Source organism: Sphingomonas sp. SRI_018, from assembly GCF_057586275.1.
Genome location: NZ_JBYCZO010000001.1, coordinates 1,951,558 through 1,968,264 on the forward strand (window position 1 = coordinate 1,951,558; position 16,707 = coordinate 1,968,264).

17 protein-coding genes are annotated in these 16,707 nt (G+C 66.7%); 10 read left to right on the top strand and 7 right to left on the bottom strand.

The genetic code is table 11. From position 1 onward, the window contains the following. Positions 1-46: 46 nt before the first annotated feature. The 3 genes from AC2YHA_RS09075 to AC2YHA_RS09085 form a co-directional block, all read right to left on the bottom strand. Positions 47-931, bottom strand: coding sequence for a F0F1 ATP synthase subunit gamma (locus AC2YHA_RS09075; RefSeq protein WP_233785703.1), 885 nt, complete (start codon positions 929-931; stop codon positions 47-49). 98 nt (positions 932-1,029) lie between these two features. After that, positions 1,030-2,559 (bottom strand): F0F1 ATP synthase subunit alpha, encoded by a 1,530-nt coding sequence (atpA, locus tag AC2YHA_RS09080; RefSeq protein ID WP_233785702.1) that lies wholly within the window; start codon positions 2,557-2,559, stop codon positions 1,030-1,032. Between the two features lie 9 nt (positions 2,560-2,568). Next, positions 2,569-3,117 (bottom strand): F0F1 ATP synthase subunit delta, encoded by a 549-nt coding sequence (locus tag AC2YHA_RS09085; protein WP_487401727.1) that lies wholly within the window; start codon positions 3,115-3,117, stop codon positions 2,569-2,571. A 204-nt stretch (positions 3,118-3,321) separates the two neighbouring features. On the opposite strand from AC2YHA_RS09085, the gene AC2YHA_RS09090 reads away from it, so the two are divergent. Genes AC2YHA_RS09090 through AC2YHA_RS09100 form a run of 3 tightly spaced genes read left to right on the top strand, consistent with a single transcriptional unit; the run spans position 3,322 to position 5,172 of the window. Continuing rightward, the gene (locus AC2YHA_RS09090; protein ID WP_487401226.1) at positions 3,322-3,747 is read left to right on the top strand and encodes a MarR family winged helix-turn-helix transcriptional regulator; all 426 of its coding nucleotides are present in this window, start codon (positions 3,322-3,324) and stop codon (positions 3,745-3,747) included. Positions 3,748-3,772: 25 nt separating this feature from the next. Further along, positions 3,773-4,450 carry a dienelactone hydrolase family protein gene (locus AC2YHA_RS09095; protein WP_487401227.1) on the top strand — a complete coding sequence of 226 codons (678 nt, stop codon included), beginning with the start codon at positions 3,773-3,775 and terminating at the stop codon, positions 4,448-4,450. Next, a complete protein-coding gene (locus AC2YHA_RS09100) occupies positions 4,447-5,172 on the top strand; it encodes a class I SAM-dependent methyltransferase (protein WP_487401228.1) in 726 nt (241 codons plus the stop codon). Before AC2YHA_RS09095 ends, AC2YHA_RS09100 begins: the two co-directional genes overlap by 4 nt. Before the next feature lie 58 nt (positions 5,173-5,230). Here AC2YHA_RS09100 and phaR read toward each other — a convergent pair whose 3' ends face one another. After that, positions 5,231-5,785, bottom strand: coding sequence for a polyhydroxyalkanoate synthesis repressor PhaR (phaR, locus tag AC2YHA_RS09105; RefSeq protein WP_487401229.1), 555 nt, complete (start codon positions 5,783-5,785; stop codon positions 5,231-5,233). A gap of 17 nt (positions 5,786-5,802) precedes the next feature. On the opposite strand from phaR, the gene AC2YHA_RS09110 reads away from it, so the two are divergent. The 3 genes from AC2YHA_RS09110 to AC2YHA_RS09120 all read left to right on the top strand — a co-directional run bounded on the left by AC2YHA_RS09110 (position 5,803) and on the right by AC2YHA_RS09120 (position 11,561). After that, positions 5,803-6,867, top strand: a complete 1,065-nt coding sequence (locus AC2YHA_RS09110; protein WP_487401230.1) for an alpha/beta hydrolase — start codon at positions 5,803-5,805, stop codon at positions 6,865-6,867. 127 nt (positions 6,868-6,994) lie between these two features. Further along, entirely contained in the window at positions 6,995-8,170 is a 1,176-nt protein-coding gene (locus AC2YHA_RS09115; RefSeq protein ID WP_487401231.1) for an acetyl-CoA C-acetyltransferase, read from the top strand. Positions 8,171-8,438: 268 nt separating this feature from the next. Continuing rightward, the gene (locus AC2YHA_RS09120; protein WP_487401232.1) at positions 8,439-11,561 is read left to right on the top strand and encodes a TonB-dependent receptor domain-containing protein; all 3,123 of its coding nucleotides are present in this window, start codon (positions 8,439-8,441) and stop codon (positions 11,559-11,561) included. A 215-nt stretch (positions 11,562-11,776) separates the two neighbouring features. Here AC2YHA_RS09120 and AC2YHA_RS09125 read toward each other — a convergent pair whose 3' ends face one another. From AC2YHA_RS09125 to thiS, 3 genes are all read right to left on the bottom strand, one after another. Further along, a complete protein-coding gene (locus AC2YHA_RS09125; protein WP_233785693.1) occupies positions 11,777-11,980 on the bottom strand; it encodes a CsbD family protein in 204 nt (67 codons plus the stop codon). 80 nt (positions 11,981-12,060) lie between these two features. Further along, positions 12,061-12,855, bottom strand: a complete 795-nt coding sequence (locus tag AC2YHA_RS09130) for an alpha/beta hydrolase (RefSeq protein WP_487401233.1) — start codon at positions 12,853-12,855, stop codon at positions 12,061-12,063. A 13-nt stretch (positions 12,856-12,868) separates the two neighbouring features. Continuing rightward, entirely contained in the window at positions 12,869-13,873 is a 1,005-nt protein-coding gene (thiS, locus tag AC2YHA_RS09135; RefSeq protein WP_487401234.1) for a sulfur carrier protein ThiS, read from the bottom strand. A 136-nt stretch (positions 13,874-14,009) separates the two neighbouring features. Between thiS and aroQ the strand changes: the two genes are divergently transcribed. The 4 genes from aroQ to arsC are packed head-to-tail and all read left to right on the top strand — an operon-like array spanning position 14,010 to position 16,673. Next, positions 14,010-14,444 carry a type II 3-dehydroquinate dehydratase gene (gene aroQ / locus AC2YHA_RS09140; RefSeq protein ID WP_233786522.1) on the top strand — a complete coding sequence of 145 codons (435 nt, stop codon included), beginning with the start codon at positions 14,010-14,012 and terminating at the stop codon, positions 14,442-14,444. 48 nt (positions 14,445-14,492) lie between these two features. After that, the gene (gene accB / locus AC2YHA_RS09145; RefSeq protein ID WP_233785691.1) at positions 14,493-14,978 is read left to right on the top strand and encodes an acetyl-CoA carboxylase biotin carboxyl carrier protein; all 486 of its coding nucleotides are present in this window, start codon (positions 14,493-14,495) and stop codon (positions 14,976-14,978) included. Between the two features lie 10 nt (positions 14,979-14,988). Beyond that, positions 14,989-16,341, top strand: coding sequence for an acetyl-CoA carboxylase biotin carboxylase subunit (gene accC, locus AC2YHA_RS09150; RefSeq protein WP_487401235.1), 1,353 nt, complete (start codon positions 14,989-14,991; stop codon positions 16,339-16,341). Then, on the top strand, positions 16,338-16,673 hold the full coding sequence (gene arsC / locus AC2YHA_RS09155) for an arsenate reductase (glutaredoxin) (RefSeq protein ID WP_487401236.1): 336 nt from the start codon (positions 16,338-16,340) through the stop codon (positions 16,671-16,673). The genes accC and arsC overlap by 4 nt, the downstream gene beginning before the upstream one ends. The last annotated feature ends 34 nt before the right edge of the window (positions 16,674-16,707 follow it).

A 16,707-nucleotide genomic window follows, 5' to 3' on the forward strand; every position in this document is an offset into this window, starting at 1 on the left:
TACGGCCCGGTGCTGGGCCCCGGCCTTCGCCGGGGAACAGCAGGGCTTAAAGGGCCTCAGCCCCGGAAATGATCTCCACCAGCTCGGTCGTGATCGCGGCCTGGCGGGTGCGGTTGTACTGGATGGTGAGCCGGTTGATGAGGTCGCCGGCGTTGCGGGTCGCATTGTCCATCGCCGTCATCTTGCTGCCCTGCTCCGACGCGGCGTTCTCGCGCATCGCGCGGTAAAGCTGGATCGCGACGTTGCGCGGCAGCAGGTCGGCGAGGATCGACTCCTCGTCTGGCTCATAGGTCACCGCCGCCATGCCGCTGTCAGCATTGGCGCGGGTATCCGCCGGGACGGCGACCGGGATGATCTGCTGCTCGGTCGGCTCCTGCGTCAGCACCGACTTGAAATGCGAGTAGAACAGGTGCGCGACGTCGAACTCGCCGGCCTCGAAGCGGGCGATCAGGTCGTCCGCATAACCGCGCGCGTCGGCGAAGCTCAGCTTGCCGAGGTCGCCCGGCTCGATCCCGTGCGCCATGCGGTCGCGATGCTGGCGGTTGAGCACCGCGCGGCCCTTGCGGCCGATCGTGTAGAACTTGACCGTCTTGCCCTCGGCGATCAGCTCCTCGGCGCGGCGGCGGGCGAGACGGGCGATGTTGGTGTTGAACGCGCCGGCGAGGCCGCGGTCGCTGGTCGCGACGACCAGCAGGTGGACCTGGTCCTTGCCGGTGCCCGCGAGCAGCTTGGGGCTCGACTCGCTCACCGTCACCCGGCTGGCGAGGCTGGCGACGACGCGCTCCAGCCGCTCGGCATAGGGACGCCCGGCCTCGGCCGCCTCCTGCGCACGGCGCAGCTTGGCGGCGGCGACCATCTTCATCGCCTTGGTGATCTTCTGGGTCGACTTGACCGAGTTGATCCGGATTTTCAACGCCTTGAGAGAGGCCATCGACTGTCAACTTCCGTTCGTTCCGAGCGAAGTCGAGGAACGTGTCTCGACGTCGCTCGACACGAACGGGGAAGGGCACACCCTTCCCCGTTCAGAGCTTACGCAAACGTCTTCGCGAACGCGTCGAGCGCGTCCTTGAGCTTCGCCTTGAGGTCGTCGCCCAAGTCCTTGGTGTCGCGGATGCCCGCGAGCACCTCGGCGTGATTGGCGCGCAGGTCGGCAAGCATCGCCGCCTCGTAGCGGACCACGTCCTGCACCGCGATGCCGTCCAGATACCCCTGGGTGCCGGCGAAGATCGAGGCGACCTGCTCCTCGAACGGCATCGGGTTGAACTGCGGCTGCTTGAGCAGCTCGGTCAGGCGCGCGCCGCGGTTCAGCAGCTTCTGCGTCGAGGCGTCGAGGTCCGAGCCGAACTGCGCGAACGCCGCCATCTCGCGATACTGGGCGAGCTCGAGCTTGATCGAGCCGGCGACCTTCTTCATCGCCTTGGTCTGCGCGGCCGAACCGACGCGGCTCACCGACAGGCCGACGTTGATCGCCGGACGGATGCCCGCGAAGAACAGGTCGGTCTCGAGGAAGATCTGGCCGTCGGTGATCGAGATCACGTTGGTCGGGATATAGGCCGACACGTCGCCCGCCTGGGTCTCGATGATCGGCAGCGCGGTCAGCGAGCCGTTGCCGTTCTCGTCGTTCATCTTCGCCGCGCGCTCGAGCAGGCGGCTGTGGAGATAGAAGACGTCGCCCGGATAGGCCTCGCGGCCCGGCGGACGGCGCAGCAGCAGCGACATCTGGCGATAGGCGACCGCCTGCTTGGAGAGGTCGTCGTAGACGATCACGGCATGCATGCCGTTGTCGCGGAAGAACTCGCCCATCGCGCAGCCGGTGTAGGGCGCGAGGAACTGCAGCGGCGCCGGCTCCGAGGCGGTCGCGGCGACGACGATGGAATATTCCATCGCCCCCGATTCCTCGAGCTGGCGGACGATCTGCGCGACGGTCGAGCGCTTCTGACCGACCGCGACGTAGATGCAGTAGAGCTTCTTGCCCTCGTCGGTGCCGGCGTTGACGCCCTTCTGGTTGATGAAGGTATCGATCGCGACCGCGGTCTTGCCGGTCTGGCGGTCGCCGATGATCAGCTCGCGCTGGCCGCGGCCGACCGGCACCAGCGCGTCGAGCGCCTTGAGGCCGGTCTGCATCGGCTCGTTCACCGACTTCCTCGGGATGATGCCGGGCGCCTTGACCTCGACGCGGCTGCGCTTGTCGGCGACGATCGGGCCCTTGCCGTCGATCGGGTTGCCGAGCGCGTCGACGACGCGGCCGAGCAGGCCCTTGCCGACCGGCACGTCGACGATGGTGCCGGTGCGCTTGACGGTGTCGCCCTCGCGGATCTCGGCGTCCGAGCCGAAGATCACGACGCCGACGTTGTCGGCCTCGAGGTTGAGCGCCATGCCCTGCACGCCGTTGGCGAACTCGACCATCTCGCCCGCCTGGACGTTGTCGAGCCCGTGGATGCGCGCGATGCCGTCGCCGACCGACAGCACCTGGCCGGTCTCCGAGACCTCGGCGTCGGTGCCGAAATTGGCGATCTGGTCCTTGATGACCTTCGAGATTTCTGCGGCGCGGATATCCATGTTCGTGCCTTAGCCTTTCATCGCGTGCGCGAGGGAGTTCAGACGGGTCTTGATCGAGCTGTCGATCATCTGGCTGCCGATCTTGACGGTGAGGCCGCCGAGCAGCGACGGATCGACCGAGAGATCGACGGTGACGTCACGGCCCACGCGCTGGCGAAGCTGCTGCTTCAGCGCGTCGACCTGATCGTCGGTGAGCGGGTGGGCGGAGACGACCTCGGCGGTGGTCTCGCCGCGGTGGCGGGCGGCGAGGCCGCGGAAGGCGCGGATGATCGCCGGAAGCTGCGCGAGGCGGCGGTTCTCGGCGAGCACGCCCAGGAAGCTGGTCGTGGTCTTGTCGAGCTTGAGCTTCTTGGCGACCGCGGCGACGCCCTTGGCGGCGTCGGCACGGCCGATCACCGGGCTGGTGGTGAGCGCGCGGAACTCGGCCGATTCGGCCAGCGCCTCGCGCACGGTGGCGAGGCTCGCCTCGACCTTGTCGATCGCTTTGCCATCGCGGGCCAGCTCGAACAGCGCGGTGGCGTAGCGCCCGCTGAGGCTCGCCTGGATATCGCCGCCGATGTTTCCGGTGGAACTCTCCACGGACTCGCTTTCCTCTCGGGAAGAATAGGTTGACCCATGCGAGGAGAGAGGCCGGAAGCGGCCCCTCGCTGGGTTGGCGGGCGCCTAGCAGGCGGTTGCGGGCGATGCAAGCGGGCGAGTGACGATGGTTGACTAGGAAACTGATTCACTTAGTGCACGGCCGCCTCCACAGGAAGAATGCCCATGGCCATACCGATCAGCCCGCTCGAATCGCATCTCGGCCATTGGCTGCGGCTGGCGTCGAACCATGCCGCGCAACACCTCGCCCGCGCTCTCGCCACCCGAGGGGTGACGGCGGCGGAGTGGGTCCTGCTGCGTGCCCTCTACGATTCGGGGCCGGTGGCGCCGAGCGCGCTGGCGGAGCGTATCGGCCTCACCCGCGGCGCCGTCACCAAGCTGATCGACCGCCTGCGAGCGAAGGCGCTGGTGGTACGCGCCAAGGGACGCGGCGACCGCCGCTTCCAGATGGTCGCGCTGACCGGGGCAGGCGCGAAGCTGGTGCCCGCGCTCGCCGAGATCGCCGACGCGAGCGACGCCGCGGTGTTCGCTGCACTGACGCCCCAGGAACGCGTGACGCTGCGGCTCGCGGCGGAGCGCATCCTTCGATAAGGCAAGCCGCGAAGGAGAGTGCACGATGGCGAGCGGCACGATGGAGCGCATGACGATGGCCGACGGCGCCGAGATCGGCGCCTACCACGTCCACCCCGCGGGCGATCGCCGCGGCGGGCTGGTGCTGGTGCAGGAGATCTTCGGCATCACCGACCATATCCGCGACGTCGCTGACGACTATGCCGCCGAGGGCTACGAGGTGCTCGCCCCCGCATTGTTCGACCGCGAGCATCCCGGCTTCGAGGCCGACTACACCGGCGCCGACCTCGACCGTGCGATCGAGCTCTCGCGCACGCTGCACCCGATCGAGCTGTCGCTGAGCGACGTCCAGACCTGCGTCGACGCGCTCCGCGACAAAGGGCCGGTGTTCGTCATCGGCTATTGTTACGGCGGCTCGGTCGCCTGGCTCGCCGCGGCACGGCTCCAGGGCATCGCCGCGGCATCCAGCTACTATGGCCGGCTGGTGCCGGACTCGGGCGAGGCGCCCAAGGTGCCGACGATCGCCCATTTCGGCCGGTTCGATCACGGCATCCCGGTCGCGGGAGTCGAGCGGCTGATCGCCAGCCGCCCGGCCAATGCGACCATCTACCTCTACGACGCCGGCCACGGCTTCAACTCCGACCGGCGCAAGGACTATCACGAGCCGAGCGCCGACCTCGCCCGGCAACGTACGCTCGAGCTGTTCCTGGCGAACGGCGGATGACACCTGCCGATGACGATCTGGGCGGTTGGGATGATTCGGCGCAGGCCTGGATCGACGACCTCGCCAGCGAGCACGAGTTCGGACGACGTTACGTCCTCGATCCGGCGATGCTGGCGCGCGTGCGCGGGCGCAGCTTCGCCAACGCGCTCGACGTCGGCTGCGGCGAGGGACGGTTCTGCCGGCTGCTCGCCGCGGAAGGCATGGCGCCCATCGGCATCGATCCGGCCGAGGCGTTGCTCGCCGAGGCGCGGCGGCGCGATCCCCAGGGCGACTACCGCCTCGGCCGCGCCGAGCGGCTCGCGTTCGACGATGCCAGCTTCGACCTGGTCGTCAGCTATCTGACGCTGATCGACATCCCCGACATCGGCGCTGCCATCCCGGAAATGGCGCGGGTGCTGCGCCCCGGCGGCACGCTGCTGATCGCCCATATCAACGCCTTCACCACGGCGACCATCGTCGGCACGGACGAACGGCCCGAGGAGGAAGAGCGGATCCGCGGCTATCTCACCGAACGGTCGGGCTGGGTCGAATGGCGCGGCATCCGCATCCGCAACTGGCATCGTCCGATGGCCACCTACATGACGCTACTGCTCGACGCGGGCCTGACGCTTCGCCATTTCGCCGAGCCGCCGGCGACCGGCGGGCCAGCGGACAGGCGCGCGCAATATGACGACGCGCCGTGGTTTCACGTCATGGAATGGGCCAAGGCCGACAGCGAGTGAGAACGGGGCACACGCGCGACAAGCCTATCGCCCCTCTTATCGCCGCACCGCTCCCGCCTCAGAGCTTCGAGACCTTGTCCTGCAGCTTGGCGAGCTCAGCCTTGAGCGCCGCGATCTCGTCGTCCTTACTGGCCTCGGGCGCCTTGGCGATCGAAGCCGGGCCGGTTCCAGCCGGCTTGAACGCCTGGGTCGCCGCTTCGAACATCGCCATGTTGCGCTTGGCGATCTCGGCGAAGGGCGAGTTGGCGAAGGCGCCCTCGACCGCCGACTTGAACTGCTCGTGATTGCGGCGGAAGCTCTCCATCGACGCTTCGAGATAGCCCGGCACCATCGCCTGCATCGAATCGCCATAGAGCGCGATCAGCTGGCGCAGGAAATTGACCGGCAGCATCGTCTGGCCCCGCGCTTCCTCCTCCATGATGATCTGGGTGAGGACATTGTGCGTAATATCCTCTTCGGTCTTTGCGTCGACGACCTTGAAGTCGCGCCCTTCGCGGGTCATCGCAGCGAGATGCTCGAGCGTGATGTAGGACGAGGATTCGGTGTTGTAGAGACGCCGGTTGGCGTATTTCTTGATGATGACCGGGCCGCTGCCCGGCGCAGACTTTTTCATGACGGTGCTGCTCCGCAGTGATGAAACAGGACATACCACCGAACCTTTCCGCGCCGCAACACGGTCCGCGGCCTCTGCCGCTGTTCCTCGACATGCTGCGCAGCGAAACGGCCGAATCGCCGGAGCGGCGCGCCGCCGCGCTGGCGGGTCTCGCCCGCTATCAGAGCGCCGAGCGCGATCCACGCCCTGTGCCTATGCCGGAGGTCGCGCGCGCCGGACGCGCCTGTCTGCGCGACTATGGCGGAGAAGGGCGGCCGGTGGTGTTCGTCCCCTCGTTGATCAATCCGCCGCACGTGCTCGATCTCGCGCCTGCGAATTCGCTGCTGCGGTGGATCGCCGCGCAGGGGCGCCGCACGTTGCTCGTCGACTGGGGAGATCCCGTCCCCGCCGAGCGGGCGCAGGACATCACCGCCCATGTCGAGGCGATGCTGCTGCCGATGCTGCGCTCGCTCGCGGAGCCGCCGGTGCTGGTCGGCTATTGCCTCGGCGGCACGATTGCGGTCGCCGCCGCGTCGGTACTGCCGGTGCGCGGGCTCGCGCTGATCGCCGCGCCCTGGCACTTCTCGCGTTTCAGCCAGGCGGCGCGCGCCGAGGTCGCCGGCCTGTGGCACGCCGCCGAGCCGGCCTGCGAAACGCTCGGGCTGGTGCCGATGGAGGTGCTGCAGTCGGGCTTCTGGCGGCTCGATCCCGCTCGCACCATCGCCAAATACGAAGCGCTCGCCACCGCCGATGACGAGACGCTGGCCGAATTCATCCGGCTCGAGGATTGGGCCAACGCCGGCGCCCCGCTCACGCTCGCAGCAGGGCGGCAGATGTTCGAGCGCTTCTTCGCCGCCGACGATCCCGGCGAAGGCCGTTGGACGATCGAGGGGCGGACAGTCGACCCGGCTGCCCTCGCCTGCCCGGCGGTGGATTTCGTCTCGCTCACCGACCGGATCGTCCCGGCCGCCACCAGCGCCGGCTTCGCCGACCGCCGCGAGCTCGGTGCGGGCCATGTCGGGATGGTCGTCGGCAGCCGCGCCAAGGCGCTGCTTTGGGAGCCGCTTGCCGGCTGGCTAAACGCCCTTCCCGACATTAGATAGGCGCCCGAATCCCTCCCCGTTCGCCCTGAGCTTGTCGAAGGGCTGCCCTTTCTTTCCGAAAAGAAGAACAGGGCTTCGACAAGCTCAATCCGAACGGGAATATGCCGTCCGCAAGCAGGAGCCCTCCATGTCCGACATCGTCATCGCCGCCGCCAAGCGCACGCCGGTCGGCGCCTTCCTCGGCGCGTTCGCCGCCACGCCGGCGCACGAGCTCGGCCGCGTCGCGATCGAGGCGGCGCTGGAGCAGGCAGGAGTCGCCGGCGCGGACGTGGATGAGGTGATCCTGGGCCAGGTGCTCACCGCCGCCCAGGGCCAGAACCCGGCGCGGCAGGCGTCGATGGCCGCGGGCATCCCCAAGGAAGTGCCGGCCTGGGGCGTCAACCAGGTATGCGGCTCGGGCCTGCGCGCGGTCGCGCTCGCCTTCCAGTCGATCGCCAACGGTGATGCGAAGGTCATCGTCGCCGGCGGGCAGGAATCGATGTCGCTCTCGCCGCACGCGCAGACGCTGCGCCCCGGCACCAAGATGGGCGACCTGAGCCTCGTCGACACGATGATCAAGGACGGCCTGACCGACGTCTTCAACGGCTACCACATGGGCATCACCGCCGAGAATCTGGCGGCCGAGTACCAGATCACTCGCGAGAACCAGGATGAATTCGCGGTGCGCTCGCAGAACCTCGCCGAGAAGGCGCGCGACGCGGGCCGCTTCAAGGACGAGATCGCCGCGGTGACGGTCAAGGGCCGCAAGGGCGACACCATCGTTGAGAACGACGAATATATCCGTTCGGGCGCGACGCTGGAGAGCGTTGCGGGCCTGCGTCCCGCCTTCAAGAAGGACGGCACCGTCACCGCTGCCAACGCCAGCGGCCTCAACGACGGCGCCGCCGCGCTGGTGGTGATGAGCGCCGATGAGGCCGCGAAGCGCGGCATCACCCCGCTCGCCCGCATCAAGAGCTGGGCCTCGGCCGGCGTCGACCCGTCGGTCATGGGCATCGGCCCGGTGCCGGCGTCGAAGAAGGCGCTGGAGAAAGCCGGCTGGACGATCGCCGACCTCGACCTCATCGAGGCCAATGAAGCCTTTGCCGCCCAGGCACTGGCGGTCGGCAAGGAACTCGGCTGGGATGCCGAACGCGTCAACGTCAACGGCGGCGCGATCGCGATCGGCCATCCGATCGGTGCGAGCGGCGCGCGCGTGCTGACGACGCTCCTCTACGAGATGCAGAAGCGCGACGCGAAGAAGGGACTGGCGACGCTGTGCATCGGCGGCGGCATGGGCATCGCGATGTGCGTGGAGCGGGATTGAACCACGGAACGGCGTGGCAATGAAGTTAACAATGCGTCACTGAAATGCAGAGCAAGGCGTTCGTTAGCTCGCGATCGAACCCCAGCAATAATTGGCAATAATTCATCAACGACAGATGTAATCATTATCATGTTTCTGTTACCCATATGCAACAGCACTACCCCTTTTTGAGGTGGTGAGACCTGCATAAACGAAAAATTGTTGCGAGCCCCCGATCGTTCCTTTCAATTGGCTGAACAGCCGTAAGGCTTGAACAGGGGGTATATTCATGAAGAGCTCGTTTCTGAGCGCGACGGCGCTTGCCGGTACGCTGCTGCTTGCTCCATCCGCAGTTTCTGCACAGGCCACTCAAGTCGCGACGGGGGCGACGGTTACCGCGCCGCAGGAGGATCAGTCGGACGAGTCCCAGGCGGCAAACAACGAAGAAATCGTCGTCACCGGCTCCCGCCTGCTGCGGCCGAACGACACCTCGATCGCGCCGATCACCTCGATCACGCGCGACGAACTGTTCTCGACCGGCAATCTGTCGGTCGGCGACGCGCTGAACCAGCTTCCGGCGCTCCGGTCGACTTTCAGTCAGAGCAATTCGACGCGCTTCATCGGCACCGCGGGCATCAATGCCATGGACCTGCTTGGCCTGGGCACGGCGCGTACCCTGACGCTCGTCAACGGCAGGCGCCATGTCACCTCGACGCCGGGCATCAATCGGGTCGACGTGAACAATGTTCCCGCCGATCTGCTCGAACGAGTCGATGTCATCATCGGCAGCGCTTCGTCCATCTACGGTTCGGACGCGGTTGCCGGCGTGGTCAACTACGTCCTTCGCCGCGACTTCGAAGGGATTACCGGACGCGCCCAGGGCGGCATCTCGGATCGCGGGGACCGCGGCTCCTATTTCGTCAGTCTGACCGCGGGCAAGAATTTCAGCGAGGGTCGCGGCAACGTCACGCTCTCCGCCGAATATGCGGTGCAGAACGCAGTCTACTATACCGACCGCGACGATTATTTCGGCGCCTTTTCCGGCCGCAATCAGTTCAACGCCTATGACAATACCGTGGGCGAGCCGTCCGCCGGCGACGGCATTCCGGACAACATTTTCCTGCGCGGCGTGCGCAACATCAACATCTCGGAAGGCGGACTCTACACCTCCGCTTGCCCGGCGAACACGCCAGCCAACGCCGCGCGGCGCGCCCTCAACTGCACGGGGCAGCGGAGCAATACCGGCGCGGAGCTGGGCTATACGTTCGTGTTCATGCCCGACGGCACGCTCGCCCGGAACAATGTGATCGAGGATCTGCGCGTCTATGGTTCGAGCAACAGCGTCGGCGGCCTCGGCTCGACGCTGCGCCTGAGCGGCCAGCTTCTGCCGAAGCTCGACCGCAAGGCCATCAATTTCCTGTCGCACTATGAGGTTTCGGAGGCGTTCGTCCCCTTCCTCGAGGGCAAATATATTCGCGTCGATTCGGTTCAGGAAGGCCAGCCGACCTTCTTCAACAACATGTTCAGCATCAACAATCCGTTCCTGACGTCGCAGGCGCGCGCGCTGCTGGTCTCGTCGCTCGCGCCCGGCGCCACGACCTTCACCGCGCAGCGCTTCAACATCGACTTCGGCGGCCGCGGCGAGGATCACCAGCGCGAGGTGTTCCAGATCACCGGCGGCGCAAGCGGCACCTTCAACGAAGATTGGGGTTATGAGCTGAGCGTCAACTACGGCAAGCTCAAGACCTATTACGAAACCGAAGGCAACATCGACTCGGCACGCTACGGCCGCGCGATCAATGCCGTGCGCAATACGGCGGGCAATATCGTCTGCGCGGTGAACGCCGATGCGAGCTCGGCCAACGACGATCCCGCCTGCGTACCGCTCAACCTGTTCGGCTATGGCGCGCCGAGCCAGGCAGCGCTCGACTATGTCACGGTCAAATCGAGCCGGCGCCAGCGGGCCGAGCTACTCGACATTACGGGGTTCGTCCGGGGCGACCTCTCTCAGCTGTTCAGCCTGCCCGGCGGACCGATCGGCTTTGCGTTCGGCGGAGAATATCGTGAGGAAACCGCCTTCGCCGCCTATGACGCCTTCACCGCGGCAGGGAATACCTTCCTCAATGCCATTCCCGACTTCGCGCCGCCGAAGCTCAAGGTGAAGGAAGCATTCGGCGAGGTCCGCATCCCGCTGCTCGCCGACATGCCCTTCTTCAAGGAGCTGTCGTTCGAGGGCTCGGCCCGTGTGTCCGACTATAACATCGGCCGGACCGGCACCGTCTGGACATGGAGCGTCGGCGGCACCTGGGCTCCGGTGCAGGATCTGCGTTTCCGCGCGAGCTACGGCAAGTCGGTCCGTGCACCGACGCAGAGCGATCTCTATGCCTCGCCCAGCCAGACCTACCTCACTGGGTTGGTCGATCCGTGCTCCGCGACGCAGATCAACAATAATCCGAACCGCGTCCGCAATTGCGCCGCGGCCGGCGTGCCGACGACTGAGGTCGTGGGCGGCGTCACCGTGCCGTGGACGAATACGCCCGCCTCGGGCGTGCGCGGCCTCAACGGCTCGAACCCCAATCTCGATGCGGAGCGCGGCACGAGCTTCACCGTCGGCGCCGTCCTGAAGCCGCGCTGGATCCCGGGCTTCACCCTGTCGGTCGACTATTACAACGTCACGATCGACAACGTGATCTTCTCGCTCGGTTCGCAGACGATCATCAATCAGTGCTATGACAGCCCGAGCGGGATCGACAACCAATATTGCGCGGCGGTCTTCCGTCGTCCCGACGGCACCTTCTTCGGCCAGTTTGATCGTATGGTCGGTGGGAGCACGGTCAGCTATCAGGTGGGCCCCACCGAGGCCGCCTTCCTGTCGGGGCCGTTCAACTTCGCGAAGCAGAAGACGTCCGGCATCAACCTCGATCTGGCCTATAACACGCCGCTCGACGACGGCGTGCGCCTCAGCCTCCGCGGCATCGTCAGCTATGTCATCAGGCGCGACAACTATACCGACATCAACACGCCGTCCTTTATCAACCGCCAGCTCTTTGAGCTCGGCGATCCGCGGTGGGAAGCCAATCTGTCGTCGACGCTCGATTTCGGCGGCTTCGATCTGACATACAAGATGCGTTACATCGGTCCGCAGACGATCGGAACCTATGAAACCCAGTTCAGCTGGCAGGGGCGCCCGCCCGAGAACCCGGACGCCTATGCGAATCCCTGGTACCCGAGGGTCTTCTATCACGACATCCGCGTCGGAGCGAAGGTCAGCGATCGATATCGCATCTATGCGGGCGTCGACAATATCACGGACCGGCTTCCGCCCTATGGGCTCGACGGCACCACTGAAGGCAGTGGCATCTACGACAACGTCGGCCGCTTCTTCTATGCCGGCGTCGAAGTGAAGTTCTGACGCTCGAATTGTCGGAATGTAGGGGGGCCGTCTCCTTCGCGGGCGGCCCCAATTTTTTCCGGTCGGCGCTCGGAGCTGCCCACGGCGCCCAGGGCGATCATCAAGTCGCACACGCTCTCCTGCAGTCTCGTCTTCGAGACCATGTCGCATCCCCAACGGGAAAAGGCCGCCCCGGTCTCCCGAAGCGGCCTCCATCGCCTGCGTGGACGAATCGGTCAGATGTCGTCGCCGAGCGCGCCTTTGAGCTTGCCGGCGAATTGCTGGCCCTTACCCTTCATCTCCTGCGCGGCGCCTTCGGCGGCGAGCTCGTCATCGCGGCGCGTGCGGGCCGGATCGTCGGCGTCGCCGGCCATCGCCTGCTTCGCCTTGCCGGCCATCTCGTTGATGTTGCCTTTCACTTTGTCGATCAGTTCGCCCATCGGGCCTCTCCTCGGAAACTCTTGTCACGACAGGAAAAACGATCCGTCGGACGGCATGTTCCGGAAGCTTGCAGAGCCGCTCAGGGCGCGACCTTGCCGAGGAAGGCGAGCACAGCCTGCCAGATGTCGGCCGCGCCATCCGGATTCTTCGACTCGACCAGCATCGACGAGCCGTGCACCGATCGCCGCGGCACGATCCGCTCCGACGTGTCGTTCTTCGGCAGCGCCTTGAAGACGAGGTCGCCGTTCTCGACCTCGTCCTTGTCGGCGGTCGAGGTGACGAACACCGGCACCGTCACCTTGGCGGCGGCCTTTCGGATCAGCATCTTGTCGTCGAAATATTCACCCGGCGAGAAGGCGAGCAGCGCCTTGACCGCCCCCGGATGCGCCGCCGCCAGGCGGAAGATCAGCGAGGAGGAATAGCTGCTCCCCCACAGCACGATCGGCAGCTTCTGCTGCTGCCCCCAGGCGAGCGCCGCCTCCAGGTCTTTCTGGGCAGCGAGATAGCTCTCGCCCTCCGGCATCTCCATCGCGGCGCCGTCACCCGCGACGGTCTCATTGGGGCCGTAGAGCCCGCCGCCCGAACGCTGGTCGATCGCCAGCGCCGAATAGCCCGCCTCCACCAGCCGCGGCGCGATGGTCGCATATTCGTCCTTGCTGGAGCCGGCCTGGTGGAACAGCAGGATCAGCGCCTTGGGCGAGTCCGCCTCATAGTAGCGGCCGTGCACGGTGACGCCGTCGGCCGCCTTGAGCGTGACCTTGTGCGGCTGGGCCTCGATCGTTGCGGCGACATTGGCCGATTGATTGTTGGCCTCGCCCGCCGGCTGGCATCCCGCCAGCGCCGCCAGCATCACCAGTCCGATCGTCGCCCGCATATGCCTTCTCCCGTCAGATCAGCCCCGCCAGCGGGCTCGACGGATCGGCGTAGCGTCGCTTCCCCATCCGCCCGGCGAGATAGGCGAAACGCCCGCCTTCCACCGCCAGCCGCATCGCCCGCGCCATCGCGATCGGATCCTTGGCCTCGGCGATCGCGGTGTTCATCAGCACGCCGTCGCAGCCCAATTCCATCGCCACCGCCGCATCCGACGCGGTGCCGACGCCGGCATCGACCAGCACCGGCACCGTGGCGCCCTCGACGATCAGCCGGATGGTGACGCGGTTCTGGATGCCGAGCCCCGATCCGATCGGTGCGCCCAGCGGCATGATCGCGACCGCGCCGGCATCCTCCAGCCGCCTGGCGGCGATCGGGTCGTCGACGCAGTAGACCATCGGCTTGAAGCCTTCCTTCGCCAGGATCTCGGTCGCGCGGATCGTCTCGACCATGTCGGGATAGAGCGTGCGTGCCTCGCCCAGCACCTCGAGCTTGACCAGCTCCCATCCTCCCGCCTCGCGTGCGAGACGCAGCGTGCGGATCGCCTCCTCGGCAGTGAAGCAGCCGGCGGTGTTGGGAAGGTAGGTGATGCGCCTGGGATCGATGAAGTCGGTCAGCATCGGCGCCTTGGGATCGCTGACGTTGACGCGCCTGACCGCGACGGTAACGATCTCCGCGCCCGACGCCTCGACCGCGGCGGCGTTCTCGGCGAAATCCTTGTACTTGCCCGTGCCGACGATCAGGCGCGAGCGGAAGGTCTTGCCGGCGACGGTCCACGAATCGTCGGCGATCGCGGGCGCATGATCGCCGCCGCCGACGAAGTGGACGATCTCGATCTCGTCGCCGTCCTCGACGCAGACCTGTCCCAGCGTGGACCGCGGCACCACCTCCAAATTCCGCTCGACCGCGACCTTCTCTGGCGCCAGCCCCAGCTCGCCGGCGAGTTCGGCGAGGCTAAGCCCCGCGGCGACGCGGCGGTGTTCGCCGTTGACGATGATCGTGACGGTGCCGTCGGTATGCATGCCCCTCCCCTACCCGTTCGCCCCGAGCGAAGTCGAGGGGCTTGGGCCGACATGCAGCGCGGATGTGTCAACGTGTCTCGACTTCGCTCGATACGAGCGGGTATGGGGGGCGCACTGCTGAATGTGGGGACAGCTCTTGGCCGATACCGTCTACGTCCTCAACGGGCCGAACCTGAACCTGTTGGGGACGCGCGAGCCGGAGATCTACGGATCGGACACGCTCGACGACATCGCCGGCAGGCTGGAGGACCGGGCGCGCGAACTCGGGCTCGAGGTCGAGGTGCGCCAGTCGAATCATGAAGGCCATCTCGTCGACTGGCTGCAGGAAGCGCAGTCGGTCGGGGCAAAGGCGGTGCTGCTCAATGCCGCCGGCTTCACCCATACCAGCGTCGCGATCCATGACGCGATCAAGGCAGTGAACGTGCCGGTGATCGAGGTGCACCTTTCCAACCCGCACACCCGCGAGGACTTCCGCCATCTGAGCTATGTCGGACGCGCGGCGCGAGGAACCATCGCCGGTTTCGGTGCGCTGTCGTATCTACTCGCGCTTGAAGCCGCCGCGCGACTCTGACAGAGCGCGCGCTTTCATTTTTCGAGGGCCGAGTCCCCGAGGGAGCGAATGACCGAAACCGTAACATCCAACGGCGAGATGCACGTCGATATCGCCCTGGTGCGCCAGCTCGCCCAGGTGCTCGACGAGACCCAGCTCACCGAGATCGAGGTGCAAGACGGTGAGCGCAAGGTGCGCGTCGCCCGTGCCGCCGCCCCCGCTGCGCCCCCCGTCGCCTATGCACCGGCTCCCGCCCCGCTTCCGGCGGCAAGCGCCCCGGTTGTAGAGAGCGGCGCGGCTGCCGCCCCGGCGGCGAGCCACGCCAATGCAGTCAAATCGCCGATGGTGGGTACCGCCTATCTTTCCCCCAATCCGGAGGCGAAGCCGTTCGTCGCGGTCGGCCAGCAAGTGAAGGCCGGCGACACGCTGCTGATCATCGAGGCGATGAAGGTGATGAACCCGATCGTCGCGCCGGCCGCCGGCACCGTGAAGGCGATGCTGATCGAGAACGGTCAGCCGGTCGAGTTCGACCAGCCGCTCGTCGTGGTCGAGTAACGCGGCGCCCATGCCTAAAATCAAGAAGCTGCTGATTGCCAACCGTGGCGAGATCGCGCTGCGCATCCATCGCGCCTGCCACGAGATGGGGATCAAGACGGTCGCGGTGCACTCGACCGCCGACGCCGACGCGATGCACGTGCGGCTGGCGGACGAGGCGATCTGCATCGGCCCGCCGCCCGCGGTCGAGAGCTACCTCAACATCCCCAACATCATCTCGGCGGCAGAGATCAGCGGGGCGGACGCGATTCACCCGGGCTACGGCTTCCTGAGCGAGAACGCCCGCTTCGCCGAGATCGTCGAGCTCCACAACATCATCTTCGTCGGGCCGAAGCCCGAGCACATCCGCACGATGGGCGACAAGGTGGAGGCGAAGCGCACCGCGGGCGCGCTCGGCCTGCCGCTAGTGCCGGGCTCCGACGGCGCGATCGCGGACGTCGCCGAGGCGAAGCGCCTCGCCAAGAAGATCGGCTATCCGGTGCTGATCAAGGCGGCCTCCGGCGGCGGCGGACGCGGCATGAAGGTGGTCGAGGCCGAGGACCAGCTCGAGACGCTGATGCAGCAGGCCGGCAGCGAGGCCAAGGCGGCGTTCGGCGACGCCACCGTCTACATGGAGAAATACCTCGGCAACCCGCGCCACATCGAGTTCCAGGTGTTCGGCGACGGCGAGGGCAACGCCATTCACCTCGGCGAGCGCGACTGCTCGCTCCAGCGCCGCCACCAGAAGGTGCTGGAGGAGGCTCCCTCCCCGATCATCACGCCCGAGGAGCGCGCGCGGATGGGCGGCATCGTCGCCAAGGCGATGGCCGACATGGGCTATCGCGGCGCCGGCACGATCGAGTTCCTGTGGGAAGACGGGAAGTTCTACTTCATCGAGATGAATACCCGCCTGCAGGTCGAGCACCCGATCACCGAGATGGTCACCGGCATCGACCTGGTCCGCGAGCAGATCCGCGTCGCCGAGGGCGAGGGCCTGTCGTGCCGGCAGGAGGACATCGCGTTCCACGGCCATGCGATCGAATGCCGCATCAACGCCGAGGACCCGCGCACCTTCGCCCCCTCGCCGGGGACGGTGACGCACTTTCACGCGCCGGGCGGAATGCACGTGCGCGTCGATAGCGGGCTCTACACCGGCTATCGCGTGCCGCCCTATTACGATTCGATGGTCGCCAAGCTGATCGTCTACGGCAGCACCCGCGAACGCTGCCTGATGCGGCTGCGCCGCGCGCTGGAGGAGTTCGTGATCGAGGGGATGAAGACCACCATCCCGCTCCACCAGCATCTGCTCGACGATCCCGAGTTCCAGCAGGGCGCCTATACGATCAAGTGGCTCGAAGAGTGGCTGGCGAAACAGGACGCATGAAGGCGACGATCTGGCATAACCCGCGCTGCTCCAAGTCGCGCGAGGCGCTGGCGATCCTGCATGAAGCGGGCGCCGAGGTGACCGTGGTCGAGTATCTTAAGACCCCGCCGAGCCGCGACGAACTCGCCCGCCTCTATGCCCGCGCCGGCATGACGCCGCGCGAAGGGCTGCGTACGGCCGAGAACGCCGCCAAGACGCTCAAGGGTGCATCCGACGACGCGATCCTGGATGTGATGGCGGCCGCCCCGATCCTGATCGAGCGGCCGCTGGTCGAGACCGCGAAAGGCGTCGTGCTCGGCCGTCCGCCGGAGAAGGTTCGGACGATCCTCTAGGACGTTAACCGCGGCTTCATCGCCGCTGGTCCAG